General features: G+C 62.0%; 28 protein-coding genes. 25 read left to right on the forward strand and 3 right to left on the reverse strand.

Annotation, left to right across the window (positions count from 1 at the left end):
- Positions 1 to 5: 5 nt before the first annotated feature.
- Positions 6 to 782 (reverse strand): flagellar motor switch protein FliM, encoded by a 777-nt coding sequence (locus CFB49_RS30305; protein WP_069620598.1) that lies wholly within the window; start codon positions 780 to 782, stop codon positions 6 to 8.
- A 217-nt stretch (positions 783 to 999) separates the two neighbouring features.
- Positions 1,000 to 1,929 (reverse strand): flagellin N-terminal helical domain-containing protein, encoded by a 930-nt coding sequence (locus tag CFB49_RS30310; protein WP_089493204.1) that lies wholly within the window; start codon positions 1,927 to 1,929, stop codon positions 1,000 to 1,002.
- Positions 1,930 to 2,769: 840 nt separating this feature from the next.
- Here CFB49_RS30310 and CFB49_RS30315 point away from each other — a divergent pair.
- From CFB49_RS30315 to CFB49_RS30400, 18 genes are all read left to right on the forward strand, one after another.
- Entirely contained in the window at positions 2,770 to 3,513 is a 744-nt protein-coding gene (locus CFB49_RS30315; RefSeq protein WP_089493701.1) for a response regulator transcription factor, read from the forward strand.
- 23 nt (positions 3,514 to 3,536) lie between these two features.
- Positions 3,537 to 5,936, forward strand: a complete 2,400-nt coding sequence (locus CFB49_RS30320) for a sensor histidine kinase (protein ID WP_089493205.1) — start codon at positions 3,537 to 3,539, stop codon at positions 5,934 to 5,936.
- 213 nt (positions 5,937 to 6,149) lie between these two features.
- The gene (gene fliE / locus CFB49_RS30325; RefSeq protein WP_050017761.1) at positions 6,150 to 6,470 is read left to right on the forward strand and encodes a flagellar hook-basal body complex protein FliE; all 321 of its coding nucleotides are present in this window, start codon (positions 6,150 to 6,152) and stop codon (positions 6,468 to 6,470) included.
- Positions 6,470 to 8,116 (forward strand): flagellar basal-body MS-ring/collar protein FliF, encoded by a 1,647-nt coding sequence (fliF, locus tag CFB49_RS30330; protein WP_089493206.1) that lies wholly within the window; start codon positions 6,470 to 6,472, stop codon positions 8,114 to 8,116. Before fliE ends, fliF begins: the two co-directional genes overlap by 1 nt.
- Positions 8,100 to 9,152: a flagellar motor switch protein FliG gene (locus CFB49_RS30335; protein WP_069620603.1), complete on the forward strand. Its 1,053-nt coding sequence runs from the start codon at positions 8,100 to 8,102 to the stop codon at positions 9,150 to 9,152. The genes fliF and CFB49_RS30335 overlap by 17 nt, the downstream gene beginning before the upstream one ends.
- Positions 9,149 to 9,826, forward strand: coding sequence for a FliH/SctL family protein (locus tag CFB49_RS30340; protein ID WP_089493207.1), 678 nt, complete (start codon positions 9,149 to 9,151; stop codon positions 9,824 to 9,826). Before CFB49_RS30335 ends, CFB49_RS30340 begins: the two co-directional genes overlap by 4 nt.
- Entirely contained in the window at positions 9,823 to 11,130 is a 1,308-nt protein-coding gene (locus CFB49_RS30345; protein WP_089493208.1) for a FliI/YscN family ATPase, read from the forward strand. The genes CFB49_RS30340 and CFB49_RS30345 overlap by 4 nt, the downstream gene beginning before the upstream one ends.
- Complete coding sequence (locus CFB49_RS30350) at positions 11,127 to 11,591, forward strand: hypothetical protein (RefSeq protein WP_143329338.1); 465 nt, start codon at positions 11,127 to 11,129, stop codon at positions 11,589 to 11,591. Before CFB49_RS30345 ends, CFB49_RS30350 begins: the two co-directional genes overlap by 4 nt.
- A gap of 39 nt (positions 11,592 to 11,630) precedes the next feature.
- Positions 11,631 to 12,968, forward strand: a complete 1,338-nt coding sequence (gene fliD / locus CFB49_RS30355) for a flagellar filament capping protein FliD (protein WP_179234978.1) — start codon at positions 11,631 to 11,633, stop codon at positions 12,966 to 12,968.
- Positions 12,965 to 13,354: a flagellar export chaperone FliS gene (gene fliS / locus CFB49_RS30360; RefSeq protein ID WP_069620608.1), complete on the forward strand. Its 390-nt coding sequence runs from the start codon at positions 12,965 to 12,967 to the stop codon at positions 13,352 to 13,354. The genes fliD and fliS overlap by 4 nt, the downstream gene beginning before the upstream one ends.
- 6 nt (positions 13,355 to 13,360) lie before the next feature.
- A complete protein-coding gene (locus tag CFB49_RS30365) occupies positions 13,361 to 13,660 on the forward strand; it encodes a hypothetical protein (protein ID WP_089493211.1) in 300 nt (99 codons plus the stop codon).
- Complete coding sequence (locus tag CFB49_RS30370) at positions 13,657 to 14,868, forward strand: flagellar hook-length control protein FliK (RefSeq protein ID WP_089493212.1); 1,212 nt, start codon at positions 13,657 to 13,659, stop codon at positions 14,866 to 14,868. The genes CFB49_RS30365 and CFB49_RS30370 overlap by 4 nt, the downstream gene beginning before the upstream one ends.
- A gap of 274 nt (positions 14,869 to 15,142) precedes the next feature.
- Entirely contained in the window at positions 15,143 to 15,871 is a 729-nt protein-coding gene (locus tag CFB49_RS30375) for a FliA/WhiG family RNA polymerase sigma factor (RefSeq protein ID WP_089493213.1), read from the forward strand.
- A 55-nt stretch (positions 15,872 to 15,926) separates the two neighbouring features.
- On the forward strand, positions 15,927 to 16,799 hold the full coding sequence (motA, locus tag CFB49_RS30380) for a flagellar motor stator protein MotA (RefSeq protein ID WP_089493214.1): 873 nt from the start codon (positions 15,927 to 15,929) through the stop codon (positions 16,797 to 16,799).
- Positions 16,796 to 17,821 carry a flagellar motor protein MotB gene (locus CFB49_RS30385; RefSeq protein WP_089493215.1) on the forward strand — a complete coding sequence of 342 codons (1,026 nt, stop codon included), beginning with the start codon at positions 16,796 to 16,798 and terminating at the stop codon, positions 17,819 to 17,821. The genes motA and CFB49_RS30385 overlap by 4 nt, the downstream gene beginning before the upstream one ends.
- A gap of 79 nt (positions 17,822 to 17,900) precedes the next feature.
- Positions 17,901 to 18,188 carry a flagellar biosynthesis anti-sigma factor FlgM gene (locus tag CFB49_RS30390; RefSeq protein WP_089493216.1) on the forward strand — a complete coding sequence of 96 codons (288 nt, stop codon included), beginning with the start codon at positions 17,901 to 17,903 and terminating at the stop codon, positions 18,186 to 18,188.
- Complete coding sequence (locus tag CFB49_RS30395; RefSeq protein ID WP_089493217.1) at positions 18,185 to 18,610, forward strand: hypothetical protein; 426 nt, start codon at positions 18,185 to 18,187, stop codon at positions 18,608 to 18,610. The genes CFB49_RS30390 and CFB49_RS30395 overlap by 4 nt, the downstream gene beginning before the upstream one ends.
- Before the next feature lie 76 nt (positions 18,611 to 18,686).
- Entirely contained in the window at positions 18,687 to 19,358 is a 672-nt protein-coding gene (locus CFB49_RS30400; protein WP_179234979.1) for a glucosaminidase domain-containing protein, read from the forward strand.
- Between the two features lie 37 nt (positions 19,359 to 19,395).
- Here CFB49_RS30400 and flgA read toward each other — a convergent pair whose 3' ends face one another.
- Complete coding sequence (flgA, locus tag CFB49_RS30405; RefSeq protein WP_089493219.1) at positions 19,396 to 20,154, reverse strand: flagellar basal body P-ring formation chaperone FlgA; 759 nt, start codon at positions 20,152 to 20,154, stop codon at positions 19,396 to 19,398.
- A gap of 199 nt (positions 20,155 to 20,353) precedes the next feature.
- Between flgA and CFB49_RS30410 the strand changes: the two genes are divergently transcribed.
- The 7 genes from CFB49_RS30410 to flgH are packed head-to-tail and all read left to right on the forward strand — an operon-like array spanning position 20,354 to position 25,249.
- Positions 20,354 to 20,722, forward strand: coding sequence for a flagellar basal body protein (locus CFB49_RS30410; RefSeq protein WP_089493220.1), 369 nt, complete (start codon positions 20,354 to 20,356; stop codon positions 20,720 to 20,722).
- Positions 20,722 to 21,120, forward strand: a complete 399-nt coding sequence (gene flgC, locus CFB49_RS30415) for a flagellar basal body rod protein FlgC (protein WP_027782020.1) — start codon at positions 20,722 to 20,724, stop codon at positions 21,118 to 21,120. The genes CFB49_RS30410 and flgC overlap by 1 nt, the downstream gene beginning before the upstream one ends.
- Positions 21,121 to 21,125: 5 nt before the next feature.
- On the forward strand, positions 21,126 to 21,851 hold the full coding sequence (locus CFB49_RS30420; RefSeq protein WP_089493221.1) for a flagellar hook capping FlgD N-terminal domain-containing protein: 726 nt from the start codon (positions 21,126 to 21,128) through the stop codon (positions 21,849 to 21,851).
- Positions 21,848 to 23,017 (forward strand): flagellar hook-basal body complex protein, encoded by a 1,170-nt coding sequence (locus tag CFB49_RS30425; RefSeq protein WP_089493222.1) that lies wholly within the window; start codon positions 21,848 to 21,850, stop codon positions 23,015 to 23,017. The genes CFB49_RS30420 and CFB49_RS30425 overlap by 4 nt, the downstream gene beginning before the upstream one ends.
- Before the next feature lie 4 nt (positions 23,018 to 23,021).
- Positions 23,022 to 23,747, forward strand: a complete 726-nt coding sequence (locus CFB49_RS30430; RefSeq protein ID WP_089493223.1) for a flagellar basal body rod protein FlgF — start codon at positions 23,022 to 23,024, stop codon at positions 23,745 to 23,747.
- Between the two features lie 51 nt (positions 23,748 to 23,798).
- Complete coding sequence (gene flgG, locus CFB49_RS30435) at positions 23,799 to 24,584, forward strand: flagellar basal-body rod protein FlgG (protein ID WP_179234980.1); 786 nt, start codon at positions 23,799 to 23,801, stop codon at positions 24,582 to 24,584.
- The gene (flgH, locus tag CFB49_RS30440) at positions 24,584 to 25,249 is read left to right on the forward strand and encodes a flagellar basal body L-ring protein FlgH (RefSeq protein WP_089493225.1); all 666 of its coding nucleotides are present in this window, start codon (positions 24,584 to 24,586) and stop codon (positions 25,247 to 25,249) included. The genes flgG and flgH overlap by 1 nt, the downstream gene beginning before the upstream one ends.
- Positions 25,250 to 25,292: the final 43 nt, after the last annotated feature.

Consider the following 25,292-nt stretch of genomic DNA (forward strand, 5'->3'; position numbering starts at 1 on the left):
GGGGGTTACTCCACGGGTTCGAAAGAAGTAATCCACAGCGCGCCTTGGTGTTCGGCCAAGGCCGCGCGGTAGAGGCGGACGTTGTTGACGAGCACGTCGACGGTATCGGGCAAGCGAACAGGCAGCACGTCGCCTGGCCTCATACGAAGCAGTTCGTCGAGGCGCATGTTCTTGGACAGCACGTGCACCGACATCGTGACCGGGATGCACACGTTGGCCGGAGCACTATCGGGTGCAGCACGCTGATGCTGAGCATCGAGGCGCGCAAACAAGCGGTCGAGCCACATTTCTTCCAATGCGAATTCAACGTCGCCACCGACTTTGCGCAAGCGGTCCAAGATGGTCATGCGCAGGACGCGGACACCGGGGCCGGGCAGGATGTCCCCACTTGGCAAAAAGGGCTCTGCGTGGTCGCCGAGCATTGCTGAAGCAAACGCGGCTAGCAGCGCGGTGTGTTGTTGTGCCGCGAAACGCCGTTCCGCCCCGGTTTCCGGCACGGGCGCCGGGGCGTTCGGCACGGCTTCGTCCAGCGAAGTGCCGTAATGACAGGCCAGCAGCGCCAGCAGTAGCGTGCGGTCGCAGCGCACTGAAATCTGCCCATGGTTGCATGCATAGGTGCGCCAGACGGCCGCATTGCGCGACCGCATCGCGGCGACAGAGAGCTCGGTGACGACGAAGCGCGTGCCACGGCGCAGATTGAACCGTTCATGAAGGGAGTGGTCGATTCTGCGCTTGATATCTTGCAGCACATCCTCGAGCAAATGGTATGGACGCCCCAGCATGCACGGATCAAGCACCACCGGAGATGCGGCTCGGCTGCTGCGGGAGTGGGAGGGAGATGCTGACACGGTCAAGGGGTCGTTTTGAAGAAGAGTGGGCGCCATTGTCGGCAGCGTGCTGCATGGAGCAGAGAATGTTGAACAGAGTTTGAACACCCCAAAAAAAACGACCCGCTCGTGGCGGGCCGGTTTTGAACTCCAGTGAATTGCGAGGCAATGCTTACTGGAGCAGCGACAAGACCATCTGGTTCATGCTGCTGGTTTGCTTGAGCATGGACATGCTGGCTTGCAGCAGCACTTGCTGCGAGCTCATCTTGGCGGATTCCGATGCCATGTCGGCGTCCATGATGCGGCCTTCGGCGTCAGCCGTGTTCGTCGACATGTTGGCCAGGTTGTTGTGGGTGTGCTCGAGGCGGTTTTCTGCCGCACCGATGGCCGAGCGCAGCGCGCCCACGTCGTCAAGTACGTTGTTGATCAGATCGATCGTCGCGTTGGCGCTTTTAGTCAGCTCCTCGCCGGCCACTTCAGGCGTGCCTTCTGCCGGGCCCTTGTAAGTTGCCGACAGGCCCTCGAACTTGGTGTCCGCGTTTGTGACGTGCTTGGAGAAATCGACGGTCATCGTTTCGTCCTTGGTGGCGCCGATCTGGAAAGTGATTTCCTTGGTCAGGCGACCGCCTTCTCTCACCACCTTCTCCACGTTTTTCCCGTCTTCCACCACCGTCTGCGTCACTTCCTTCTGCATCAGCTTGGCGCCGCCGTACGACGTGTTCTTCATGATGTTCGACAGTTCCTTGCCCAGCGCATCGTACTCGGCCTGCATGGCAGACTTTTCGTTTGCCGAGGACGATCCGTCAGCGGCCTGCGTCGCCAGATCCTTCATGCGGTACAGAATGTTGGTGACTTCCTTCATCGCGCCGTCCGCGGTTTGGAGCAGCGACGACGCATTTTGCGTGTTCTGCATGGCCATGCCCATGCCGCGGGTTTGCGCTTGCAGGCGCACGGCGATCTGCAGGCCGGCAGCGTCGTCCTTGGCGGAGTTGATGCGCAAGCCGGTGCCCAGGCGGGTCATCGTGGTGTTCAGGCTGCCGCTGGTGTTGCCGATGGCCTTCTTGATGTTCATGGCGGCGGCGTTGGTGTGCAGGCTCAGCATGGTAAGTAATCCTTAAATCTAGACTAGGTTGGGGGTATTTGTTTGTCGCTGCCCACTTGTCAGGAGGCGACGCCTGTTCAAGACGGCAGGCGATCCACAGACGTTAAATCGAATCGAGTCGGCCAAGCGGGAGATGCGGCGCGGCGGATGTGCAAACGTCGAGATTGCTTCTCCGCTGGCGGGGAAGGCTTGCCATTTAAGCGGTGCCGAGCGATGGCGCTATGAGTCGCTGCAATAGCGCCAGTGAATACTGCTGTGCTGGCGTTCCCGCGCGTGGCGACATGCTATTGATCCGGCCCGTCTAATGGGGCGACTCCGGAAAATAAGAGTTGTCTGATATTGGGCACGGCGGATTTCGCTCACACTTTAGCTCTACATTGGGATCTGTATCGCAGGTCCAAAAGGAGCTGGTTTGAGATTCAGGTCTCGCCGCGCAAACTTCACACTTGGCATTTCTCTTGCCACCGGTTCGCACTTGGGTTGCCCGTCCGTTAGGTTGCTGGCGATTCGTCGGCGGTGACGAGCGTTGCGCATAACGCGTGTTGAGAAACGTGCGAGTTCGGTTTGACTGACGCCTAATCTTCACTCTCAGGGCCTTTCTCGCACCATGTGCATGCGTGGGCTGCTGACGCAGTGCCGAGCGATTTCGGCCCCGCTGAAATGTCTGTGGCCTCGCGATATTTTTTCGCATCAAGGACGCCACAATTCGTAGTGTGCATTCTGTCTATCCTTGCGGGGGAACTCCGCTGCTTAACCGTGGGCTCCACGAATTCCGTTCGATAGCGTGTTGACGGGATACGTCGGTGGGTGCCTCCCAAAATCCTCATCAGTCTCGTAATCATGTCGACAGTCACACCCGCCGATGCAAAAAAGCCGCGCATTGCGCTCCTGGAAGACAACATCGCACATGCGAAAACCGTTCGGCACTGGCTCGAGGCCGCGGGCTACGATGCGATTGTCGAGCACGACGGCAGTCGCTTTATCGACCGCATCGGCCACGAGAAGGTCGATATGCTTCTACTCGATTGGGATGTGCCCGGCATGACCGGCATCGACGTACTGATAGACATGCGCAAGCGGGTCGACTATCTGATTCCCATTGTGTTGCTCACTCAGCATGACGACGAGCGCGATATCCTGCACGGCTTGAGCTGCGGGGCGGATGACTATCTGGTCAAGCCTATCAGCGAGCGAATGTTGATTGCGCGCGTTATCGCACAGTTGCGCAAATGGTACCCGGGGGTCCAGCGCAATCAGCAAATCAAATTTTCCGGATTCATCCTGGACGAGACCACGCGCACGGCGACGTTGCCCGACGGCGAGCAAGTCTCGCTGCCTGAGCGCGAATTTTCCATTGCGCTGTACCTGTTCGCGCACGCCGGACGCGTGGTGAGTCGCGATGTGCTGCTCAAGCAAGTTTGGGGTGCTGCGGATTCGTCGAATGTAGGCACGTTGGCAACCTATATCACACGGGTGAGAAACGGCCTTCGTCTGCGTCCGAACGGGCTCAGAATTTCGAGCGTATATCGCTACGGGTATCGCCTCGAGCGGTTGGCGGACGGTGCCGACAACGACTTGGATTGAGCTTGCGGCAAGCTGGTGGCTCCATGCGTGCACTCATTTCCCGCTTGATGATGATCGGCCCCTTGCGGGGCCTTGTGGTCCTTGCGATGCTGGCACTGGCTGCGTTGAGCGGTAACCCCGGCAGCGGCGTGGTGTCGGGTGCGCTTGATCGTGTGCTGTTCGATATGATGGCGCAGGTGGTTGCGCATCGGTCGACGCGACAGGTGGTGGTGGTCAACATCGACGAAGGGGTGATCGCCCAACTGGACCCGCATGGCATGGACGCGTATTTGGCTCAATTGCTCGGCGCCCTTGGGAAGGCGCGCAGCGTCACGCTCGATTTGCCGCTGTGGCCCGGGTTCGATTATTCGAGTCTGCGCGCCGGCATGCGAGCATGTTCGCATACCGTGTTGGTCGAGCCAGGCCTCGCTGGGCACGCACGAAGCTGTTCAAGCTTACTGCCGCCGGCACTCAGTTCGCTTGCTGCCGCGCGCAGCCAGCGCATCGTTACGATGGGCCACTACGGTGTGGTGAGTGGTTTCGTACCTTACCGTCTGTCTGCAGGCGTCCGTTATGCACACGTTGCGCTCGACGCGCTGCGGGTGGCGGGCATCGAGCCGCCGTTGCCGGTTGTTGATTTCGTCAGGCCGTACGCGCAGTCGATCGGAGCCGCACGCACGCCGGCGGTGATGACAATGCTGCCGGCATCGATGCACCTCACGCAGTATTCGGATATTGATGTGCTGCAGCAACGCGTACCTGCGGATGCGTTCGATGGGAAGGTGGTATTCGTCGGTAGTCACGCGTGGGGCGCCGGAGGGATGTTCCAGATCTCGTCGCTCAACTCGCACGAGGTTACGCGCTCACAACTCGACGCGCTCATCGCCGACGCCGTGGCGTCGGGCAATCTCGCACGCGAAGCGCCCGCCGTCGTCGGGGTGTCGATCTATCTGATCCTCGCGTTCGGCGTCGTACTGATCTGCGTGTTTGTGCCCGGTCGGGCGGTGCATCTGGCGGCGCTCGGCTGGGGCGCGCTGATCTTCGCCGTTCCACTGGGAATGTTGGTATTCCATATCTGGTTGCCGCTGGGGCTGCTTCCGGTTGTTTGCCTGCTGATCTACGGCTTTTTTGCGTGGGAGCGACATGCTCGCATGCTCTCGATGTTGCGAGGCGAATTGCGCGAATGGGGAGCGATCGCCGCTACGATCCATCCGCGAGAGGGTGTCGCCGCGGTCGCTGCGCCGTCCGGGCGGTCCGACGAGCTGGTCGGCATCAAGGCAGCGTTGCTGCAGGTACGCGGCTGGCAAAAGCTCTACGTCGACATGGTCAACCAGTTTCCGTATCCAGTCTTTCTCACGATGGGCGGCCACGTTGCCGTGTGGAACGCGAAGGCTGCCACTTTAATGCACGAGGACTCCGCCGGTGAGCTGACCGACGCTCGATTGCCATTCATGCAAGTCGAGCGGCTCGTGGCCGAGAGCGTATGCAAGGGCGGAGACGCCAGTCGTGAAATCGAATGGGGCGGTCGCACCTACATGCTGATGTGCGAACGGCTGTCGAGTGGACTGAGCGGGGATACTTCTTTCGACGGCGACACGCAGATGTCCCACCTGGTTTGTCTGATCGACCTTTGCGATCTGAAGGGATTTGTCTCGCACGACAAGTGGATGTTGCGCCATATCGCCCATGATCTGCGCAGCCCGCTGACGGCCATCCTGTCGTTGATCGATCGCCGGGGCGCGTCCGTTGGCGGTAATCCGGACGGGGAGTCGGATCGCGCTTTCCTGAGCGATCTACGGCAGCAGGCTTCATACTCGTTACGTATTGCGAAGGACTTCATGCAGTTGAGCCGTGCCGAACGACTCGACCGGACCGAATTCGAGCCGGTGGCGTTGAGCGAGGTGGCCGAAGAGGCGATCGACCAGAACTGGCTCGCCGCCGAGCAAAAGGGCGTCGTGTTGCGCGAACCGGCATTCTTGGTGGAAGACACCCTCGTTAGCGGAAATGGTGACATGCTCATGCGTGCGGTCGTCAACGTGCTGGACAACGCGATCAAGTATTCGCCGCCTGGTGCCGTAGTGTCGCTCACCATCGGCTCGGCTGGCGACGGCGCACTGGTACTGACGGTGGCTGACAGCGGCGTCGGCATGACCGACGACACGGTCCGTCGCCTGTTCGAGCCGTTCTTCCAGGCCGAGCGCAAGGCCGATGGCAGCGCCAGCGTCGGATTGGGGTTGCCTTTCGTCAAGGCCGTGATCGAAAGACACGGCGGCACGGTTGCCGTGCACAGTGCGCCAGGGAGCGGCACCGCGTTCGAGCTGATCCTGCCACGCGTCTCGGCGAAGGCGCGAGGTGTTGGATCGCTGGAAACGGTCGGCGTAACCCGACCTGCGACGGTGGCGATGACTGCCGCGCCCGCGCGTGACTGCCGGTTCGCCATATAGCGCGACGCTAGGGGCGCTCGGGCGCGGAGCCGCCCCGAACCATGTTCCTCCATTGTGTACCGGCTCATTCTCCATATGGTCGTGCTCTGCCCCATCGAGCACGAGCAGCAGTGACGGGCCGCCGCTAGCGGGCCAATCAATGTTTCGTTGAACATTCTCGTTCTACGACGGATGACGTCCCAGAATCTGCGCCATAGCCAATCTGGAGCCGCCATGACTGTCGACCTCTCGAGCGCGATGCTCGATTCGATTCGCCAATCCGTCATCCAAAAAAACGATGACCCGAAAACCGAAGCCGCTTCTGCCGACATCGCAGGAGGCTTCGCCGATTTACTCAAGCAGGCCGTGCGTGGCACGGATGCGCAACAACATCACGCCGACGATCTCGTCACCGCCGTGGAAACGGGCGCCAGCGATGACCTTGTGGGTGCCATGCTGGCCAGCCAGCAGGCAAGCCTGTCGTTCTCCACAATGGTCCAGGTGCGCAACAAGGTCATGAGTGCTTTTGACGACATCATCAAGATGCAGGTTTGATGAGGACCGCAAACGTGCTTGCTCAAGTCAAGGCTCAGATTGCGCGCTTCGCGCCTCCCGGCCATTTCCGATTGCCGTCCCCCGCGGCGCTGTCCAAACTGGTGCCCATCGTCATCCTGGCGATTAGCCTGGCCGCGCTGACCATGATGCTGATGCATCGTCAGGACTCGCGCTACAAACCGCTTTTTGGCTCCCAGGAAGCAGTGGTCGCCGCCGACATGATGGCCGCGCTGGACGCCGATGGCATTCCGTACCGTATCCACCCGGACAGTGGCCAGGTGCTGGTGCCTGAGCAGAAGCTCGGTGCTGCCCGCATGATGCTGGCCGCCAAGGGTGTGGTAGCCAAATTGCCGGAGGGGCTGGAGCAGGTGGACAAGAGCGATCCGCTGGGCGTCAGTCAGTTCGTGCAGGACGTCCGGTTTCGGCGTGGCCTCGAAGGCGAACTGACGCAGAGCGTGATGGCGCTCGAGCCGGTGTCGTCGGCTCGTGTGCATCTATCGATTGCCAAATCGGCGTCGTTCATTCTGGCCGATGGCGACAAGAGTTCGGCGTCGGTAGTGCTCACGCTCAAGCCTAACCGCAAGCTGAGCAAGGAGCAGATTGCGGCGATAGTCGCGCTGGTAGCGGGCAGCGTGGCGAACCTCGACCCGGCCCGCGTGACGGTGATAGACCAGGCCGGCAATCACCTGTCCGCGCAGATCGATCCGGTACTGGGAAATTCCACACTCGACAGCGAGTTGGGTGCGCAAATGCGTGAACAGGTATTGCGCAATATTCGCGAGTTGCTCACGCCGGTGTTGGGGGACGGCAACTTTCGCGCGAGCGTTGCCGTCGAGCTGGACCACGATCGCGTGGAAGAGACCCGCGAGCAATACGGCGAGGCCCCGAAGGTGACACAGGAAGCGATTCGCGACGAGAAGGACATCGGTCAGGCAGCGTTGGGGGTACCGGGTTCATTGTCGAACCGCCCGGCACCGCCGTCGACGGCCAGCATGCCCGAAGCGCCGCACTCGGCCAAGAACGCGCAGACACGCCAATACGCTTACGACCGCAATGTCGTACAGATCAAGCGCAGTCCCGTGCGCGTGAAGCGCCTGAACGTGGCGGTGGTTCTGAACAACGCCGCCGCGCCCGGCGGTGGAAAGGCTTGGGCGCCGGCGCAACTTGCGCAGGTGGACACGATCCTGCGCAACGGCTTGGGCATCGATGCCGACCGTGCAGATGCACTGACGGTGTCGTCGCTGGACTTCCGCGGCACGCCGGTGACCGTATCGCAGCCGTGGTGGAAACAGCCCGACAACATCGTGACGATTGGTACTTGGGCAGCGTGGGCATTGGGTGCGCTACTCGGGTTCGTATTCATCTTCCGCCCACTGCTTAAGGTGCTTCGCATTTGGGCCAACGGCGGGCGCGATCCGCAGTCGCAAGGCGCCAACGCCGTACCCGGCGGTCCGGAAACCCCGGCGCTTGCGGCAGCCGCCGACGCCGACACGCAGCCCCTGCTGCTGGCCGACGCGAATCTCCCGCCGATTGGCTCCGGCGCCGACGTGCTGATCGCACACCTGAAGCATCTGGCAGCTCAGGACCCTGAGCGCGTTGCCGAAGTCATCAAACCCTGGATTCGAGACGATGAGCACACCAACTGACGTACCTGCGACCGTGGACGCCGCCATAACGGCAGGCCCGCCAACCCAGACTCTTGCCGCGGTGGAGCGTGCTGCCATCATCCTGCTCAGCATCGGCGAGGAAGCTGCGGCGGGCGTGCTGCGATGTCTCTCGCGCGAGGAGTTGCTGGACGTGACACTCGCCATGTCACGCATGCAAGGCGTCAAGGTGGAGGCTGTGCAGAACACCATCGAGCACTTCTTCACGAATTTTCGCGAGCAGAGCGGCGTACGTGGCGCTTCGCGCTCGTTCTTGCAGCGCTCGCTGGAGATGGCGCTCGGCGGTGTGGTAGCTAATAGCGTGCTCAACAAGATCTACGGCGACGCGATAGGCCCGAAGATGGCGCGCCTGCAGTGGGCACAGCCGCAATGGCTTGCCGACCGCCTGCGCGATGAGCACGTACGCATGCAAGCCATATTCCTCGTCTTCCTGCCGTCGGAGCAGGCGAGCCGCGTGATTCAGGCGCTGCCCGAAGTGCGACGCGAGCAAGTGCTGCTCGATATCGCGCGTCTGACGGAGATCGATCATGACCTGCTGCGAGACTTGGAAGGCGTAGTCGACGGCTGCATCGCTAACCTTGGCACACAAAGCACGGCGGTCGAAGGTGTGCGGCAGGCCGCCGACATCATTAACCGTATGCCGGGCGACCGCGCCCACATGGTGGAAATTCTGCGTGCCCGAGACCCGGAGTTGGTGGCAGCGGTGGAAGACCTTATCTACGATTTCGCGGTGATCGCGAACCAGGATGATGAGGTGATCTCCGTCATTCTCGAACATGTCGACACGGCGCTGTGGGGCGTGGCGCTCAAGGGTGCCGACCCAGCTGTGCGCGACGCACTGTTGCGCTCGATGCCGCGGCGCGCGGTGCAGGCCTTCGAGGAGATGTTGCGCCGGACGGAACCCGCAATCCCGAGCAAAGTCGAGTCGGCGCGCCGCGAAATCATGGACATCGTACGAAGACTTGCCGACGACGGCGACATCGAACTTCGGCTCGTGGCGGAGGAAGCACTTCGATGAGGACGTACCGACGCTATGCATTTCCCTCGCTGGCACGCATTCGCGCGGCAAGCGAGCAGCTTGGCGGATTCACGGCGCCCGACGAGGTGGATCTGCTCTCCGAGCAACTGCATGTACCACCGGCTGCGGAATTGCTTGAAGAAGCTCGGCAAGCGGGTTACGAGGAGGGCTTTGCCGCCGGCGAACGAGTCGGCGCCGAAGGCGCACGCCGCGATGTGCGTTCTGGGTTCGATGCGCTGGTAGCACCGGTCGACGCGCTGGTTCGTGGCTTCCAGCGCGTGCAGGAAGCGTATCGAGCCAAGGTGCGCAGCGAAGTGGCCGAGCTCGTTGGCGACGTTGCCCGGCAGGTTGTGCGTGCGGAGCTTGAAACTCGTCCCGAGCGGATCCTCGCGTTTGTGGATGAAGCCGTCGGCACGCTGACGAAACCGCCCGAATCCGTCAGCGTGCGACTGAACCCGGCCGATTACGCGCGCCTGGCTGAGGCGGCACCCGACCGAGCGCAGGGCTGGCAACTGGTGCCGGACGACCGGCTTGAGCCCGGCGAATGCCGCGTGCGGGCCGATGACATCGAAATGGACGCGGGCTGTGGTCAGCGCCTTGTCGCCTGCATCGAGCGGATTACCTCGCAGCTTGCGCATGCCCATGCCGATGACTCGGACGGAGTGCCAGCATGAACGAATCCGTACTCGGCAAGCTTCACCTTGGCGATGTGCCCGTCGCAAGGCAGGTAGGGCGCTTGTCCGCCGTCTCGGGCCTCCTGCTTGAGGTGACCGGCTATGCATTCGAGACCGGTCAACTCGCACGGATCGAAACCGCATCGAATGACTGGCTCGACGCCCGCGTGGTCGGCTTTCGGGAAGGCGTGTCGTATTTGATGCCCTTCAGGCCCGCAGAGGGTTTGGCCGCGGGCGCGCGCGTGTTTGGCGATGAACGTGCGCGCACGCTGTCGATCGGCGCTGGATGGCGGGGCCGCATCGTCGATGGCCTCGGTGAACCGATCGACGACCGTGGTCCGCTCGTCGGCGACGCCGTGCTCGATCTGGCTCCCCCGCGCGTGAACCCGCTGCGCAAGCAGCCGGTGGAGGGGGTGATGGACGTAGGCGTGCGCGCGATCGACGGCATGCTGACGTTGGGCCGCGGGCAGCGCGTTGGCCTTTTTGCTGGCAGTGGCGTTGGCAAGAGCGTGCTACTCGGCATGATCGCGCGCCAGGCCGCGGCCGATGTGGTGGTGGTTGGCATGATCGGCGAGCGAGGCCGCGAGGTGCGAGAGTTTATCGAGCACTCGCTTGGCCCAGAAGGCTTGTCCAAAGCCATCGTCGTGGTCGCACCGGCGGATGATTCCCCGCTGATGCGTTTGATGGCGACCGAGCTGTGCCACGCGGTTGCCACACACTTTCGCGATGCCGGTAACGATGTGCTGCTGATGGTCGATTCCCTCACGCGTTACGCGATGGCACAGCGGGAAATCGCGCTGGCGCTGGGGGAGCCGCCTGCCACACGCGGCTATCCGCCCTCTGTGTTCGGCATGTTGCCACGCCTGGTGGAGCGTGCGGGCAACGGCGAAGGTGTTGGCAGCATGAGTGCCATCTACACAGTGTTGGCTGAAGGCGACGACGAACAGGACCCGGTGGTCGACACGGCGCGTGCGATTCTCGATGGTCACATCATGCTGTCGCGCGATCTCGCCTCCCAGGGGCATTACCCGGCGATCGACGTGCTGCGCTCGGTCAGCCGCTGCATGTCACTCGTGGCGCCGCGCGAGCAGATCGACGCGGTACGCAAGGTCAAGCAAATGATGTCTCGCTACGCCAATGTTCGCGATCTGATCCCGCTGGGCGGCTACGTGGCCGGCGCGGATCTCGTTACCGATCACGCCGTGAAGATGCACGACCGGATCGAAGCCTTCCTGTGTCAGGCGCAGGACGAGGTCGCGCCGCGCCAGGCGACGCTGGATATTCTGGCGGAGATTGCCGCATGAACGCCCGACATGTCGTTGCCGGACTATCGCAACTCGTTGCGATGCGTGCGAAGGAAGTGGATCGGCTGGAAGTCGATGTCGCCGCGCGTGATGCGGAAGGCGCTCGCTATCGCCATCATATTTTGCAAATGACTTTGCTGATGCAAAGCGTTGACACCGGTACGCACGTACATCCTGAGCATGCGATGAACGGTGCGCGCTATCGCTCTGCGATCGCCAATCTGATTCATCTGCACGAGCGTCAATTGGCAAAGCACGAGGCATTGGTCGCGGGCTTGCGCGCGGATTTGTGCCGCGCACGCCTACGGTACGAGCAGATCGATCGAGTTCGCAGCAAGAAGCTTGGCGCGCTCGAACTCGAGAAGCGCGCACGCGATCGCAAACTCGAAGACCAGCAGGCTTCCCAGGCATGGCTGCGCAGGCGGCTGTCGCAGCAACGTTCGATATCCAACCCATTCTGATCAAGCGAGGACGCCATGTTCGGCAGTATTGGAGACCCAGTGGCAAGCGCCAAGGCGCTTACCGAAAAGTACATGCAGAATGCAGTTCAGCGCCTGAAAAGCCAGCAAGCGGGCAACGCGGTTGCCCAGGCCGGGCTTACCCGGTTACAAGGCGCGTTGAGTTCGTTTCAGACCGCGTTGAAGGGCTTGTCCGGTGTTGGTGGCATCGTCAAACAAAAGGCTTCGCTGTCGAACCAGGCGCTAGGCGAAGCCACGGCGGCGGCCAGTGCGCAGCCCGGTCGTTACGCGTTCTTCGTCAAGCAGCTTGCGTCGGCGCATCAGGTGGCTTTCAAGGACCTCTCGTCATACGGTGCCACGGATGCGGGCACACTCGGAATCGCACTCGCGAACGGCGAATCGTTCAAGGTGGACCTATCGGCGGCCAACGCGGACGCGAGCAGCAATGTGTCGCCGGCCGAACTGGCTCGCGCGATCAACCAGGCCGCTGGCAACAAGGGCAAGGTATCTGCATCGATCGTCACGATCGAGGGTGAGCAGCGTCTCGTGCTGACCTCGGGCGAGACAGGCGAGGCCGGTGCCATTTCGCTCGACACCAGCGGCATCAACGATACAGCGCTGTCAGCTGCCCTGTCGGGTACGCCGGACGAACTGTCGGTAGCACGAGACGCCATATTCAAGCTTGGCGGAAAGAGCGGCGTCGAAATCAAGCAGGGCAGCAATAGTTTCACCGGCATTCAGGGCGTGTCCGTCACGTTCAAGCAGTCGATGGTCGAAAGCGACGCGCCATTGTTGCTCGATATCAAGCTTGACCACGGCGGCACGGCCGACGCCGTGCAGGCGTTTGTCGATGCATATAACAAAGCAATGGGCGTGCTGGCCGAGCTGACAAAGGTTAACCCTGACAATCCATCCAACGCGGGGCCGTTCGTTGGCGATGCCGGTGTGCGCAATCTCCAACAGCGAATGAACGCGCTGTTGCGCGCCACAGTGGGCGAAAGGCGGATGTTGGACTACGGCATCTCAGCGGACCGTACCGGCAAGCTGTCGCTCGATACGGACAAGCTGAAAGCCTCGCTGGACAAGAATCCAAATGGTCTCGCCGCCTTGTTTGCCGATCCTGAGAAGGGCATCGTCGCGCGCATGGACGCCTACCTGAAGACATGGACCTCCTCCGTCGACGGTCAGGTCAAGCGTCGTCAGGATTCCGCCGAGCTTATTCAGCAATCGTTAAAGAAAAAGGAGCGTTCGCTCGAAGTGCAATACCGTCAGGTCTATGACCGATATCTGACCCAGTTCACGCGCGTGGCGGAACTGCAGAAGCGGATGGAATACACGAAGCAGTTGCTCGACGACCTCCTTAGCGGAAACAAGAAATGATGACCGGACATGGTTACGGCAATTACCAGACGACGAACCTGGCGAGTCAGGCGGCAAGCGCGTCGCCGGTACGGTTGGTGATTGTGCTGATGGATGGCCTGCTCGACGAGATGGCGCGCGCGCGCGCCCATATCGAAGCTGGACGCTACGAAGAGAAGGGCAACAGCCTGAACAAGTGCATCGGCATGCTGCATGGTCTGACCAGTGCACTCGATTTCGACGTCGGCAACGAGGTCGTCGTCAATCTTGCCCGGCTGTACGAGTACTGCACGGTACGCTTGAATGAAGCCGGACTCGCTCTGGATCCGCTCCTCATCGATGAAGTCTCGATGCTGATTCGCACGTTGCGCGCGGCGTGGGAAGGCGTCGATCAACGATTCGGATGATAGGCCATGGACCAGAGCGACTATGTGCTACGACTTGCAATGCGCGTACGACAAGCAATTGCGAAGTGCGATTTCGACGCGCTGGTGTGCTTGAGCGTCGAAGTACACGATATCGTGAGCAACATGGCAACCGGTACGGCGTTGACCGCTGCCGAGCTGGAAGCACTGAGACTTTTGACGATCGCGCACCGCGTCGCTATTTCGTTATTGGAAATCGAATCCGAACGGCTGATCGAGGCGATGAACGATCTCAATGATCGCCGCGAAGTCTGGCAGGCCTATGCAGTTCAAGGGAGCCAGCAATGATGAGCGGTCTTTCGGCAATGGCCGACCTTGCGCCGGCAACGGCAACCGACGGTAGCGCCGTGCTGGCTGCAGTGCTCAGCGTGCAGCCATCCGTGTTAACCGATGATTTCGAGTCCTTGCTGGTGGAAGGCTCCGGACTGGACGACGGCACGGACGCTACGGCGGATCCGGTGTCGGTGCTGGATCCGTGGTTGGCACTGGCGCGAGCGCCTGAAACCGAACCGCCGGCTAGCGACATGCCATCGTTGCAGGACGGCGCGGTGGTCGCACCAGGCCTTATGCAGGCGCTGGAAGCACGTGCAGTCGACACTGTCGCACCGGACCGGACGACAAGCGACGCACCGGTCGATACCGTCGCAATGCAACGCCTTTCCACCATCGTTTCGTTGCCGGCACACACGCAGGGGACAGCGCAACCAGTGGACTTGTACCGGCGCGGCGCGATCGAGCAAGCGGCTTTGCCGCAAGTTGGTGCGAAGGAACCAGTCGCGCCCATGCTGGCCGCGCGCCTGTTCGACCATCGATCGAGTGCGGTACCTGGGGCGCTGTTGAACCAAAGCATGAATCTCGCGACGACGCACGTGTCGCCGATCTTCGGCCCGCTCGCGTTCGGTGATGCAATCGCTCCGACAGGGCCATCGGCCGTCACGCCCGACTGCGAAGTAGGCACCCGCGCAACACAAGCCGAACTGTTGACGGACGCGGCAAGGGTACCGGAATTGGCAAAGGCACCGGAAGCGGCAATGGTACCGACAACGGCTACGGGTGCGCCGACCGCGCGTCAGCAGAAGCTGATCGACGCGTTGGGAGAGCGCCTGAGCGTGCAGATGGCTCAAGGCATGCGTCAAGCCGTGATCCGACTCGAACCGGGTTCGAACGGATCGATACGCATCGACCTACGCCAGAACGTCAACGGCATGGCAGTTCACTTGTCGGCCACTCATCCCGAGGTCGTTCTCCAGTTGCAGGCGATCGGAGAAAGCTTGCGCCAGGATCTCGGCGCGCGCCATGGTGGCGACGTGACCGTGCAGGTCTCGGCAGGTCGGCAAGGCCATGGGGAGGCGAGCGGCTCGGGCGGCCGCGAGCACCCCCCACGCGATGATGCGCCCACGCGAGGGCCTGGTGGCGGATTGGCCTCCGCAGGAGGCGATTCAATATTCGAATTGACGCCTCGCGAATTAGCGTACGTGAAGAGGATGACGACATGAATCGGAACGCACGGCAACAAGGGCAACACGCGGCCGTGCAATCTGATGCCGGATATGCTGCTTTCGGCTAACGAAACGAATTGCGCGAAGGGCTGCCGGCGCTGAGCGAGAGGGGCCGAGGCGTACCAGCCGCGCGCACGATGGTCGATGTGCAGTGCATAGAATAGCTCGAATCAGCAGCATTGCTCGATTTGGAATACGAACATTGTGCTGCGGCACCAATCGCACGCTCTCGTAACGTGACGGTAACGAAGGTCATGATGGACCGAATACGATGACTGCAACGATTTACACCGAATACCAAAGTGTACAGCGCGAGAACCAGACGTTGTCCTCCGCTGATGAGGCACGCTGGATGACGCAGTATGCGCCGCTGGTGAAGCGCATCGTGCGCAAGCTGGCGTCGCAGGCGGGTGGAGCGATGGAGGCCTGCGACCTCGAGCAACTCGGGCTAATGGGCCTGCTCGAAGCGCTGCGTCGCTACGGCGAGCCCGATGATGAATTCGAGCATTTTGCGCTATTTCGCGTGCGGGGCGCGATTCTGGACGAACTGCGCCGCCAGGACTGGCGCCCGCGCTCGGCACGCCAAGGTGCTCACCGTCTGCGCAGCACCGAGCGAGCACTGCGCCGGGAACTGCGCCGCGATCCTACGAAAGAAGAAGTGTGCAACGCGCTGGAAATCGGCGACGACGAATACGAGCAGTTGCAACTGGACGACTGTGCACAAGAGTTTGTCAGTTTCGACGCCTTGCTGGAAGAGGACGCGGAACGGTACGAGTGCGGCGGCAGCGATGGCATTGAACACCGGGCCATGCTGCGCCGCTCGCTTGAACAGGCGCTGGGCGTGCTCGATGCACGCGAGCAGCAGATTATCCAGCTCTATTACGAATTCGATCTGAGTCAAGCGGAGATCGGGGCGGTGCTGGGCCTGACGCGGGCTCGAGTCTGTCAGATCAACAAGAGCGCTTTGGTCAAGATGCGCAAGCGCCTCGCTCAGCATTGACGTTGAAGAATATTGCGCCGCTGGCATCGGACGGCGCGCAGGTCGGGAAGAAATCATGCAACAGATATTTGGAATTTTGATCGTGCTTGGCTGCGTATTCGGCGGCTTCGTATTCATGGGGGGCGATTTCCGCAAGCTCTGGCAGCCTGTCGAGCTGTTGATCGTCGTCGGCTCGGCCGTTGGTGCGCTGGTGCTCGGCAATTCGCGCCACGTGCTCGTGGACATGGGCAAGCAATTGCGTAAGGTGATGGGCAGGCGCAAGCGCATGGCCAACAAGGAACTCCAGCGCCAGCAACTGCTGCTGATGTATGAGCTATTGAACATCGGCAGAGACCTCAAGGCGCTCGACAACCACGTCGAGAACCCTCACGAAAGCCGGCTGTTCCAGCGCTACCCGCTGGTGCTACAGGGTCCCGAGCTGCTTACCTTTATCGTCGACAACCTTCGCTTGATGGCGATGGGCAAGATCAGTTCCCACGAGCTGGAAAGCGTGCTCGAGCAGGAGTTGGTTGCCATTCAAGAGAACATCGAGTTGCCGTCGCGCTCGATCAAGAAGATTTCGGAAGCCATGCCCGGCTTTGGCATTGTGGCGGCGGTATTGGGCGTGGTGATTGCCATGGGCAGACTTGGCGACGGCGCCAGCGCGGCCGAACTGGCCGAGAATGTTGCAGCCGCCATGATTGGCACGCTTATCGGCATTTTCTTCTGTTACGGCGTCTTGGATCCGGTGTCGAACCTGGTCAAGCAGGCGATGAAGGCCGAGATGTCGGAAATGGAATGCATGAAAGTGATACTGGTGGCCTTTGCTGGCGGCAAGCCACCGCTGCTGGCGATCGATGCGGGCCGTCGCATGATGCAACCGGCCTGCAAGCCAAGCTTCGCGCAGCTCGAGGGCTGGATCGGGCAATTGGACGCGGGGCGTGAATGAGCTTGGATAGCACCCACGAAAGCGTCACAGCCGAAGATGCACCCGTCGCGCCCGCGACGGCTAATCCTGCCAAGCGAGTTGAACGCCGGGCGGCCCCAATCGACTTGATCGTCAAACGCCCGGTTCGGCGCGATTACGATGACGATCATGGCGGTGGCTGGAAAGTCGCGTTCGCCGATTTCTGCCTCGCACTGCTGTGTGTGTTCATGTTGTTGTGGGCACTTAGTGCGCGCGACGAAGAGACGCGCCGCAAAATGGACGCAATGGTCGACAGTGCACTGTACGACGACGACTCGGACATGCCGGCCGGTGCGCCGTTGGGGCCGAATACTCACGCGCTGCAGGACACGTCGGCGTCGCACGTGGCTGACGATGGGGCTGGCGACGTGAAGCACAGCCAGCCGATGGCAGGCAGCCGCGAGGCGATGGATGCGCTTGCCGAGCGTGTGCGCAAGCTCGGTAAGGACGCAGGGGTGCTCGACAACGTTCAAGCGATCGTCACGCCAATGGGCCTGCGGGTCATGCTGCACGATACCGAAGAGCGCGGCGTGTTCGTCAGCGGTGGTGCGGTACCTTCCGAGCCGTTTCGACCGATGCTGATCAAGCTGGGCGCGCTCATGGGCTCGATCGGCAATCCACTGTTCGTACTGGGGCACACTGATTCGGTGCCGTATCGCAACTCGGACGCCGGCTCGCGTTCGAACTGGGATCTGTCGGTGGATCGCGCGATGTCCGCCCGGTCGTGGCTGTTGCAAGGAGGCGTGAACTCCGAACAAGTGATGCAAGTGATCGGCATGGCCGACCGGGCGCCGCTGGTGAGCAATCCTCGCGCCGCAATCAATCGACGCATTGAATTTCTGGTGCTGACGCCGGAACGCGCCCGCGCTATCTGCTCCATGTTCGGCCCAGTCGACCAAGTGGTGCCGCTGACGCCCGGCATTAACGCCACGTCGGCCGGGAATCCTGACGCGGGCCGCGTCGGTGCGGAGGTCGGTGTCGAGCTCGACAAAAAAAGGACTTAACAGATCGATCCGCTTGCTCGTTCTGAAGGAGTGAGGACGGGTAACAATTTTGAGGGCCGCGGGGCCTTAGGGTGACATCATGCGAATTGCTAATCTGGCGGCACACGCCGCAGTCAATGGAGCGGAAGGCGTACAGCGTTCCGAGGGCGCGCGCCACAAGCGTACTGTGGCGTCAACTGAAGTGGTGCACGAAAAGACCCGTGATCGCCTGGTGCTGGATGCAGCACGCGCTGCGCTGGACGAGACGCCGGAAATCGACATGGTTCGCGTGGCTCGCGTTCAGGCCGCGCTGGCCGCCGGCAAAATCCGGTTCGATGCCTGCAAGCTTGCGGGCACGATTCAACGTTATCACGGAGGTAGCGAATGACGGGCACGGGTTCCCCGCACCAACTGCTCGTGGATGTTATCGCAGACTGCGTCGGCTACCGCAAGCTAGTGCAACTGCTGGAAGATCAGTTTGCTGCGGCGCGGCAACTCGATACCGTGAGGCTTGGCGTGCTCGCTGGCGTGATCGCAGCTGAGGCCGATGCGATTGACATGCGGCGCCGCTACCGCATTGAGCGGCTCGGTCTGGTGCCGGGTGCGGTGCTGGACCTTGGTCGGCGTCTGTTGGCCGACGACAGGCACGCAATGCAACGCGCATCGTTCGTCGAGCGGTGTGAGGAAGTGAAGCTGCTTGCAGCGCGATGCCACGCCCTCACTCGGCGCAACAGCGGCCTCTTGGTCGCGCAGTACGAGGTGATGCAGCGCCTGGTGTACGGAGAAAGCCACACCTATGTTCCGGCCTGACGTCGCATTCGTGCCCGCCGCGCCGGGTCCGTCTGCCCGCACTCCCTCTCCCGTTGCGTCCGCAAGCGAGTCGGCGATGGGCTTTGGTTCGTTGTACGCGTCGCTGAATCGCGATATCCGCGGCACTATCCGCAACGGCTTCGGCCGCTCGATCGAGCCGCAGCTTTCGTCGCAGGCGGCAACGTGGACCAATATGATGCGAGCCCGCGCGGAAGCGCTCGCGAAGCCGCAGCAGGGTGTCTTGGGAAACGACGCGTCTGCGACGGGGCCGAACTTCGCCGATTCGGATCAGCAGGCCTTTCTGGCCGAGATCATGCCGCACGCTCGTCGTGCGGGTGCGATGATTGGCGCGGCACCGGAACTGATTGCCGCGCACGCGGCGCTTGAGTCAGGCTGGGGCAGCAAACCGCTGAAGAACGTACGCGGCGAGACCACGCATAACCTGTTTGGCATCAAATCGACGGGCGGATGGGCGGGGGAGTCGGCTGCTGCCGTCACCACCGAGTATGTCAACGGTTCGGCCGTGAAGATGGTCGACCACTTCCGCGCGTACCGCAGCTATGGCGGCGCCTTTCATGATTACGCCAAGCTGCTGCGCTATTCGCCCCGCTACGCCGGCGTGCGCAACGTAGGCGACGACGCTGGCGCATTTGCCGGCGCACTCAAGCGCGGTGGTTACGCGACCGATCCTGCGTACGCGACCAAGCTTGTGGAAATGGTAGGGCTGGTCAAGCGGATGGTTCGCTGACGTTCATTATGGCCGGGTGCCGACGGCCGTGTCACCTCTACTTCGTCACGCCGACCGGCTCGACGGTGTCGGCACTGATCACCCGCGCGAAGATTACTTTGCCGGTGCTCGCGTTTTTCACGCGGATAACCTCGTCGACCGCGCCATTCTGCATGGCGGTGCCCGGTACGGATACGCGTATCGGCCCGGAATTAGCCTCGATTTGGACCGCCTGGCCGCGGTGGATGGTTTCCGCGCGGTTGAGTAGGCGCGCCTGGATCACCTGGCCGGCTTTTACCGTGCGACGCAGCATGCGCCCAACAGCAAGGGCGGGATCGGTCAGCGCATCAGGGGTGAGTGCAAAGTCACGGACATCCTGCTTGAAATCCGCTTCGTTGAGCGTGTGGCCGGAGGGCAACGCGGTTGCCGCTACCAGCACTGGCGTGTCGATGTGAGCCTTCACCAGATAGGTCGTGGCGCGCGGGTCCCCCTTGCAGCGCACTGAAAAACGCATGCGGGTCAGCGTTTTGGTGTCAGTCGCGGCGATTTCGTAGGGCTCGCTGCACGTCGGGGCGGGCCGACGCGGGGGCGACACCGCGACTGAAGCATGGGGTTTGGTCAGCGCGCGATCGGCAACATAGCGCTCAAGCCACGTCAGAGCCGCCTTCTCGACCTGCGGAACGGCCGGATCGCCTGGATGCGCCGTGGCGGGGGCGGGTGCCTGCGCAAAGGCTGCAAGCGGCATCGCCAACGCCGCGATGACTGCTGCCAGCACCACATGCTCGTGCGGTTGCTTGCGGGAGTGTGTCGGAGCCATCGCATCCTTTTTCTTGAACTGAATGTTGTCGCTCGATTATAGGGCGCCGCGCGGCTGTAGCGAACGCTCGAGCGCCGTGTTCAAGTTCTGTAAAACCTCTTCGCGGCCACGTTCGCCAGCCCGTAACCTCCACCCGGTCTATGACTCAACCGCTGCCCGGTAACAACCGCGCGGCACTTTCCGGAGGCAAGCCGCCACTATGGGATTGAATCTCGAACAAGCACTTGGCGTACATGCGGCCGCACTCAAGGTGCGTGCCGAGCGCACCAAGCTCCTTGCATCGAACTTGGCCAACGAATCGACGCCGGGCTACCAGGCGCGCGATCTGGACTTCCGTGCGAGCCTCGGCTATGTGCTCGCCAACGATGCCTTCGATGTCGCGCTGCGATTCGGCGGCGATGAACCGATGTACCGCGTGCCCAGCAGTCCCTCGCAAGATGGCAACACCGTCGAACTGGGTGTCGAGCAGGCGGCGTTCTCGCAAAACGCGGCGGATTTCCAGGCCAGCCTGACATTCGTCAACATGAAAATCAAGGGTCTGAAATCCGCCATCACGGGGAACATCTGATGAGCTTCAAGGACATTTCGCAGATCGCGGGTTCGGCGTTGTCCGCGCAAGCCGTGCGACTCAACACCATCGCCAGCAACCTTGCCAATGCAGGTACGTCCGGCACCGAGGAAACCGCGTACCGCGCGCGCAAACCGGTATTCGCATCGGTGTTCCAGAACGGCGGTGCGCGCGTGCAGGTGCTGGACGTGATTGCCACCGACGATGCGCTCGCTGCTCGACATGAGCCGGGCCACCCGCTGGCAGATGAAAACGGCATGGTGTTTTACTCGAACGTCAGCGCCGTCGAGGAAATGGCCGACATGATGGCCGCTTCGCGCGCTTTTTCCACCAACGTTGAGGTGCTCACGCGCATCAAGGGTATGCAGCAGGACCTGCTGCGCATGGGTGAGGGCTGAACACGGTGGATATCCAGAACAATGTCAATAACGTCAGTGGCACAGGTGGCTCGGTCGCCACGCCGACAGCAGGCAATGGCGGAGGCGATGTGTCTGCCATGTTCACCCGGCTGTTGGTCGCGCAGGTCAAGAATCAGGATCCGCTGGCGCCGATGGAAGCCAACCAGTTCGTGACGCAGTTCGCGCAGATGAGCCAGGTGGAAGCCATGCAAACGCTTGCCAACCTGAGCGCCGCCAACGCCAGGACGCAGGAAAGCATGCTCGTCGTGACGCTCGGGTCGCAAGTCGGATCACAGGTGCGCGTGCGATCGGAAAAGGTCGAGTTGGGCGATGCGGGGGTCAAAGGGGGCTTCAAGCTCGAATCGTCGGCGTCGGAGGTCGGTGTGATCCTGACCGATGGGGGCGGCACCGAGTACAAGGTCCCGCTCGGCGCAAAACAGGCGGGCGACGTCGACTTCAACATCGACCCCGCAGAGCACGGCCTGCCGCCGGGCAAGTACACGCTCCGCGTGGTTGCCGACTCCGGCGAGAAGCCCCCCGTCGAGCTCGATGGCAATCTGCAAAGCGTGCGTCTCGGAACGGATGGTCGCGTGATCTTGACGATCGCGGGCATGGGTGATGCGGCGGCCACGGACATCACGCGTTTTCTCGGCCGTTCAAATCAGCAACCTATGTCTTCGGAAACCGCGTCTCCCCAGAGTCTCCCCATTTCAAAGAGGTTCCAGTCATGAGTTTCAACATCGCGCTCGCCGGCATCAACGCCATCAACGGGCAGCTCAACCAGATCAGCAACAACATCGCCAACAGTGGCACGCTGGGCTTTAAATCGGGCCGCGCCAACTTCGCGTCGAGTTACATCAATGCGATGCCGTCGGGCGTATCGATCGGTTCGACCTCGCAGTCGATGGACGTCACCGGGAATTTTTCCGCGACGGGTCGCAGCATGGACGCCGCGATCGCAGGCAAGGGGTTCTTCATCTCTCGCGACACCGACGGCTCGATGGTGTATTCGCGCGCCGGTGTGTTCAACATTGACAAGAACGGCAACGTGACCGATTTCATGAGCCGCGTCGTGCAGGGGTATGGCGCGGACGGGGCACTGGGCAACCTGACGATTCCCAGGGGCTCGATTCCCGCACAGGCGAGCAGTTCGCTGGAATACGTCGGCAATATGTCTGCCGACTGGACCAAGCCGACGGTGTCGCCATTCAACAAGGACGATCCGAAGTCGTACAACGGCATCTCGGCCGCCACCGTGACGGATTCTCTCGGTCGCGAGCATACCGTCACCCAGTATTTCGTGAAGGATGCGGGCAACAAGATGCAGGTCTATTACGCGATGGACGGTCAGGATGTCGGCAACCCCGTGGAGCTGAGCTTCGACAACACCGGCAAGCTGGTAACGCCGGCCTCCACCGTTCAACTTGACCTCGGCACGCCGACCGATGCCGCACCGATGTCGATTGCAATCAGCTACGCCGGCACGACGATGTTTGGCGGCAAACAGACGACCGACAGGTGTCGGGCTGACGGCTACAAGGCCGGCACCGCGACCGGTGTGTCGCTGGCCGAGGACGGCTCGATCGAGGTGCAGTACAGCAACGGCAAGAAGCTGTCGGCCGGCCAATTGGCCATCGCGACGTTCCAGAACGAAAACGGCTTGGTGCCGGTGGAGGGTTCCGCCTGGCAGGCCAGTTCCGCTACCGGTGAACCGCTGGTCGGCAAACCGGGTACCGGCATGGCCGGCAAGCTCGCCGTGCGCGCAGTCGAGCAGTCGAACGTAGACATGACCGCGGAACTCGTGAGCCTGATGGGCGCGCAGCAGAACTACCAGGCCAACTCGAAGGTGCTGTCGACCGAAAACGAAATGATGCGCGCGTTGATGCAGGCGCTGTAACGCGATGGACAATTTCCTCTACACCGCCATGACCGGCGCCGAGCATTCGCTGCGCGCGCTCAACGTGCGAGCCAACAACCTTGCCAACGTGCAGACCAGCGGCTTTCGCGCCGATCTGGCTAGCGTGACAAGCGAGGCAGCCAGGGGTTATGGCTACGACTCGCGTTACCACGCCACGCTCACGTCGACGCATGTGAATCAGGAGCCGGGCAAGATCAGCGAAACGGGGCGCACGCTCGACGTGGCGATCGACGGAGCCGGCTATCTGGCGGTGGAAACCGATCAGGGCGTGGCGTACACGCGAGCTGGCGCGCTCACGCTCGACGGCGACGGCGCACTGACCTTGAACGGTAACGCGGTATTAGGTGAAGGCGGTCCGATCGTGCTGCCCGAGCACGATGCGTTGACGATCGGCGCGGACGGCACGATCTCCGTCGTGACGGCGGGCGAGAAGGATGTGCAGGATGCGGGTCGCCTGCTGCTGGTGAACCCGGAGCCGACCGACTTGGTGAAGAACGCGCAAGGTCTCATCGTTTCGCGCACCGGTACCGACTATGCGGCGGACGACAGCGTGACCGTCAAGGGCGGCCACTTGGAAGCCAGCAACGTGTCGGCCGTCGAGGAAATGATGCAAACGATGTCGCTCACGCGCTCATTCGAGATGCAGATGAAGCTATACAAGGTGGCCGATGAAATGGCCGATGCCGGAAACAGGCTCATCCGCGGGTAAGCGGTCGGCTGGACCGGCGCCTAACGAATCAACCAACACTGAAGGGCAACGATGAATCACGCAATGTGGATCAGCAAGACGGGCATCCAGGCCCAGGACGCGAAGCTGCAGGCGATTGCCAACAACCTTGCGAACGTCAACACGGTCGGCTTCAAACGCGATCGTGCCGTGTTCGAGGACATGTTCTACCGTGCCGAGCGCCAGCCCGGTGCGCAGGTATCGGACAACGCAACGGGGCCGGGTGTGCAACTCGGCAACGGCACGCGGATTGCCGGCACGCAAAAGGTGTTCACCACTGGCGCGCTCCAGGAGACCGGCCAGCCGCTGGACGTGGCCATTGTCGGCAATGGCTTTTTGCAGGTGGAAATGCCGAACGGTGAAGTGGGCTACACGCGCGCCGGCCAGTTGCGCCTGAACGACCAGGGCCGCCTGATCAATGCACAGGGCCTGCCGCTCGTGCCGGGTATCGACATTCCGCCTGAGGCGGTGGGTATCACCATCAGCGAGAACGGGACGGTATCGGTTTCGACGGGCGCAGGCAAGACGCTGGCCGAAGTCGGCCAACTTCAGCTTGCCCAGTTCGTTAATCCGGCTGGCCTGCTCGCATTGGGCGGCAACCTGTATGCGGAAACCGTTGCCAGCGGCGCGCCCACCGAAAGTGAGCCCGGTCAGAATGGCACCGGAACGATCAAGCAAGGTGCGCTCGAGGGTTCCAACGTATTGGCCGTGGAAGAAATGGTCGAGATGATCGCTGCCCAACGCACCTACGAGATGAACACCAAGGTGCTGTCGGCTGCCGACAACATGATGCAGTACCTGTCGCAGGCTGCGCGCTGATGACGCTCACCCGCTTCGTTGCCATGGGCGGCGTACTGGCCTTCTTGGGCGGTTGTGCGACCGGGCCGTTCGATCGTTCACTGCCGGACTTCGGCGACGGCATGCCGGATACCGTTTTCGATGTCCGTCGAGGCACGGCGGGCGGCGTGCTGGTTCCCGATCAGGCGTGGTCGCTCACGTCGGACGTGCGCGCCTTCCGCGCCGGCGACGTGTTGACGGTGGATCTCGAAGAGTCGACCCAGGCGAGCAAGAAGAGCGGCACGCAGGTCGGCAAGGACAGCAGTCTCAGCGCCAAGAAGCCGTCGCTGTTCGGCAAGGCGCTGCCGGTCGAGGCCGAACTCGGCACGAAGAGCGGGTTCAACGGCGCGGGTTCCAGCTCGCAACAAAACACGCTGCGCGGCTCGGTGACGGTGGTGGTGCTGCGCGTGATGCCCAACGGCCTGCTGCAAGTGCGGGGCGAGAAGCGCCTCGTGCTCAACCAGGGCGAAGAGAACGTACGTCTGGCGGGTTACGTGCGTGCGGCCGATATCGATTCGAACAATCGTGTGTCATCTCAACGCGTGGCGAATGCGCGCATTACCTACGCGGGCCGCGGGTCGCTGGCGGACGCAAATCAGCCCGGCTTGTTGACCCGATTCTTCAACAGCCCGTGGATGCCGTTCTGAGTTGACGACGAACGGACTGAACCAGGTCGACGCCCAGTCGACC

Source organism: Burkholderia sp. AU17457 (assembly GCF_002223255.1).
Taxonomy (GTDB): domain Bacteria; phylum Pseudomonadota; class Gammaproteobacteria; order Burkholderiales; family Burkholderiaceae; genus Burkholderia; species Burkholderia sola.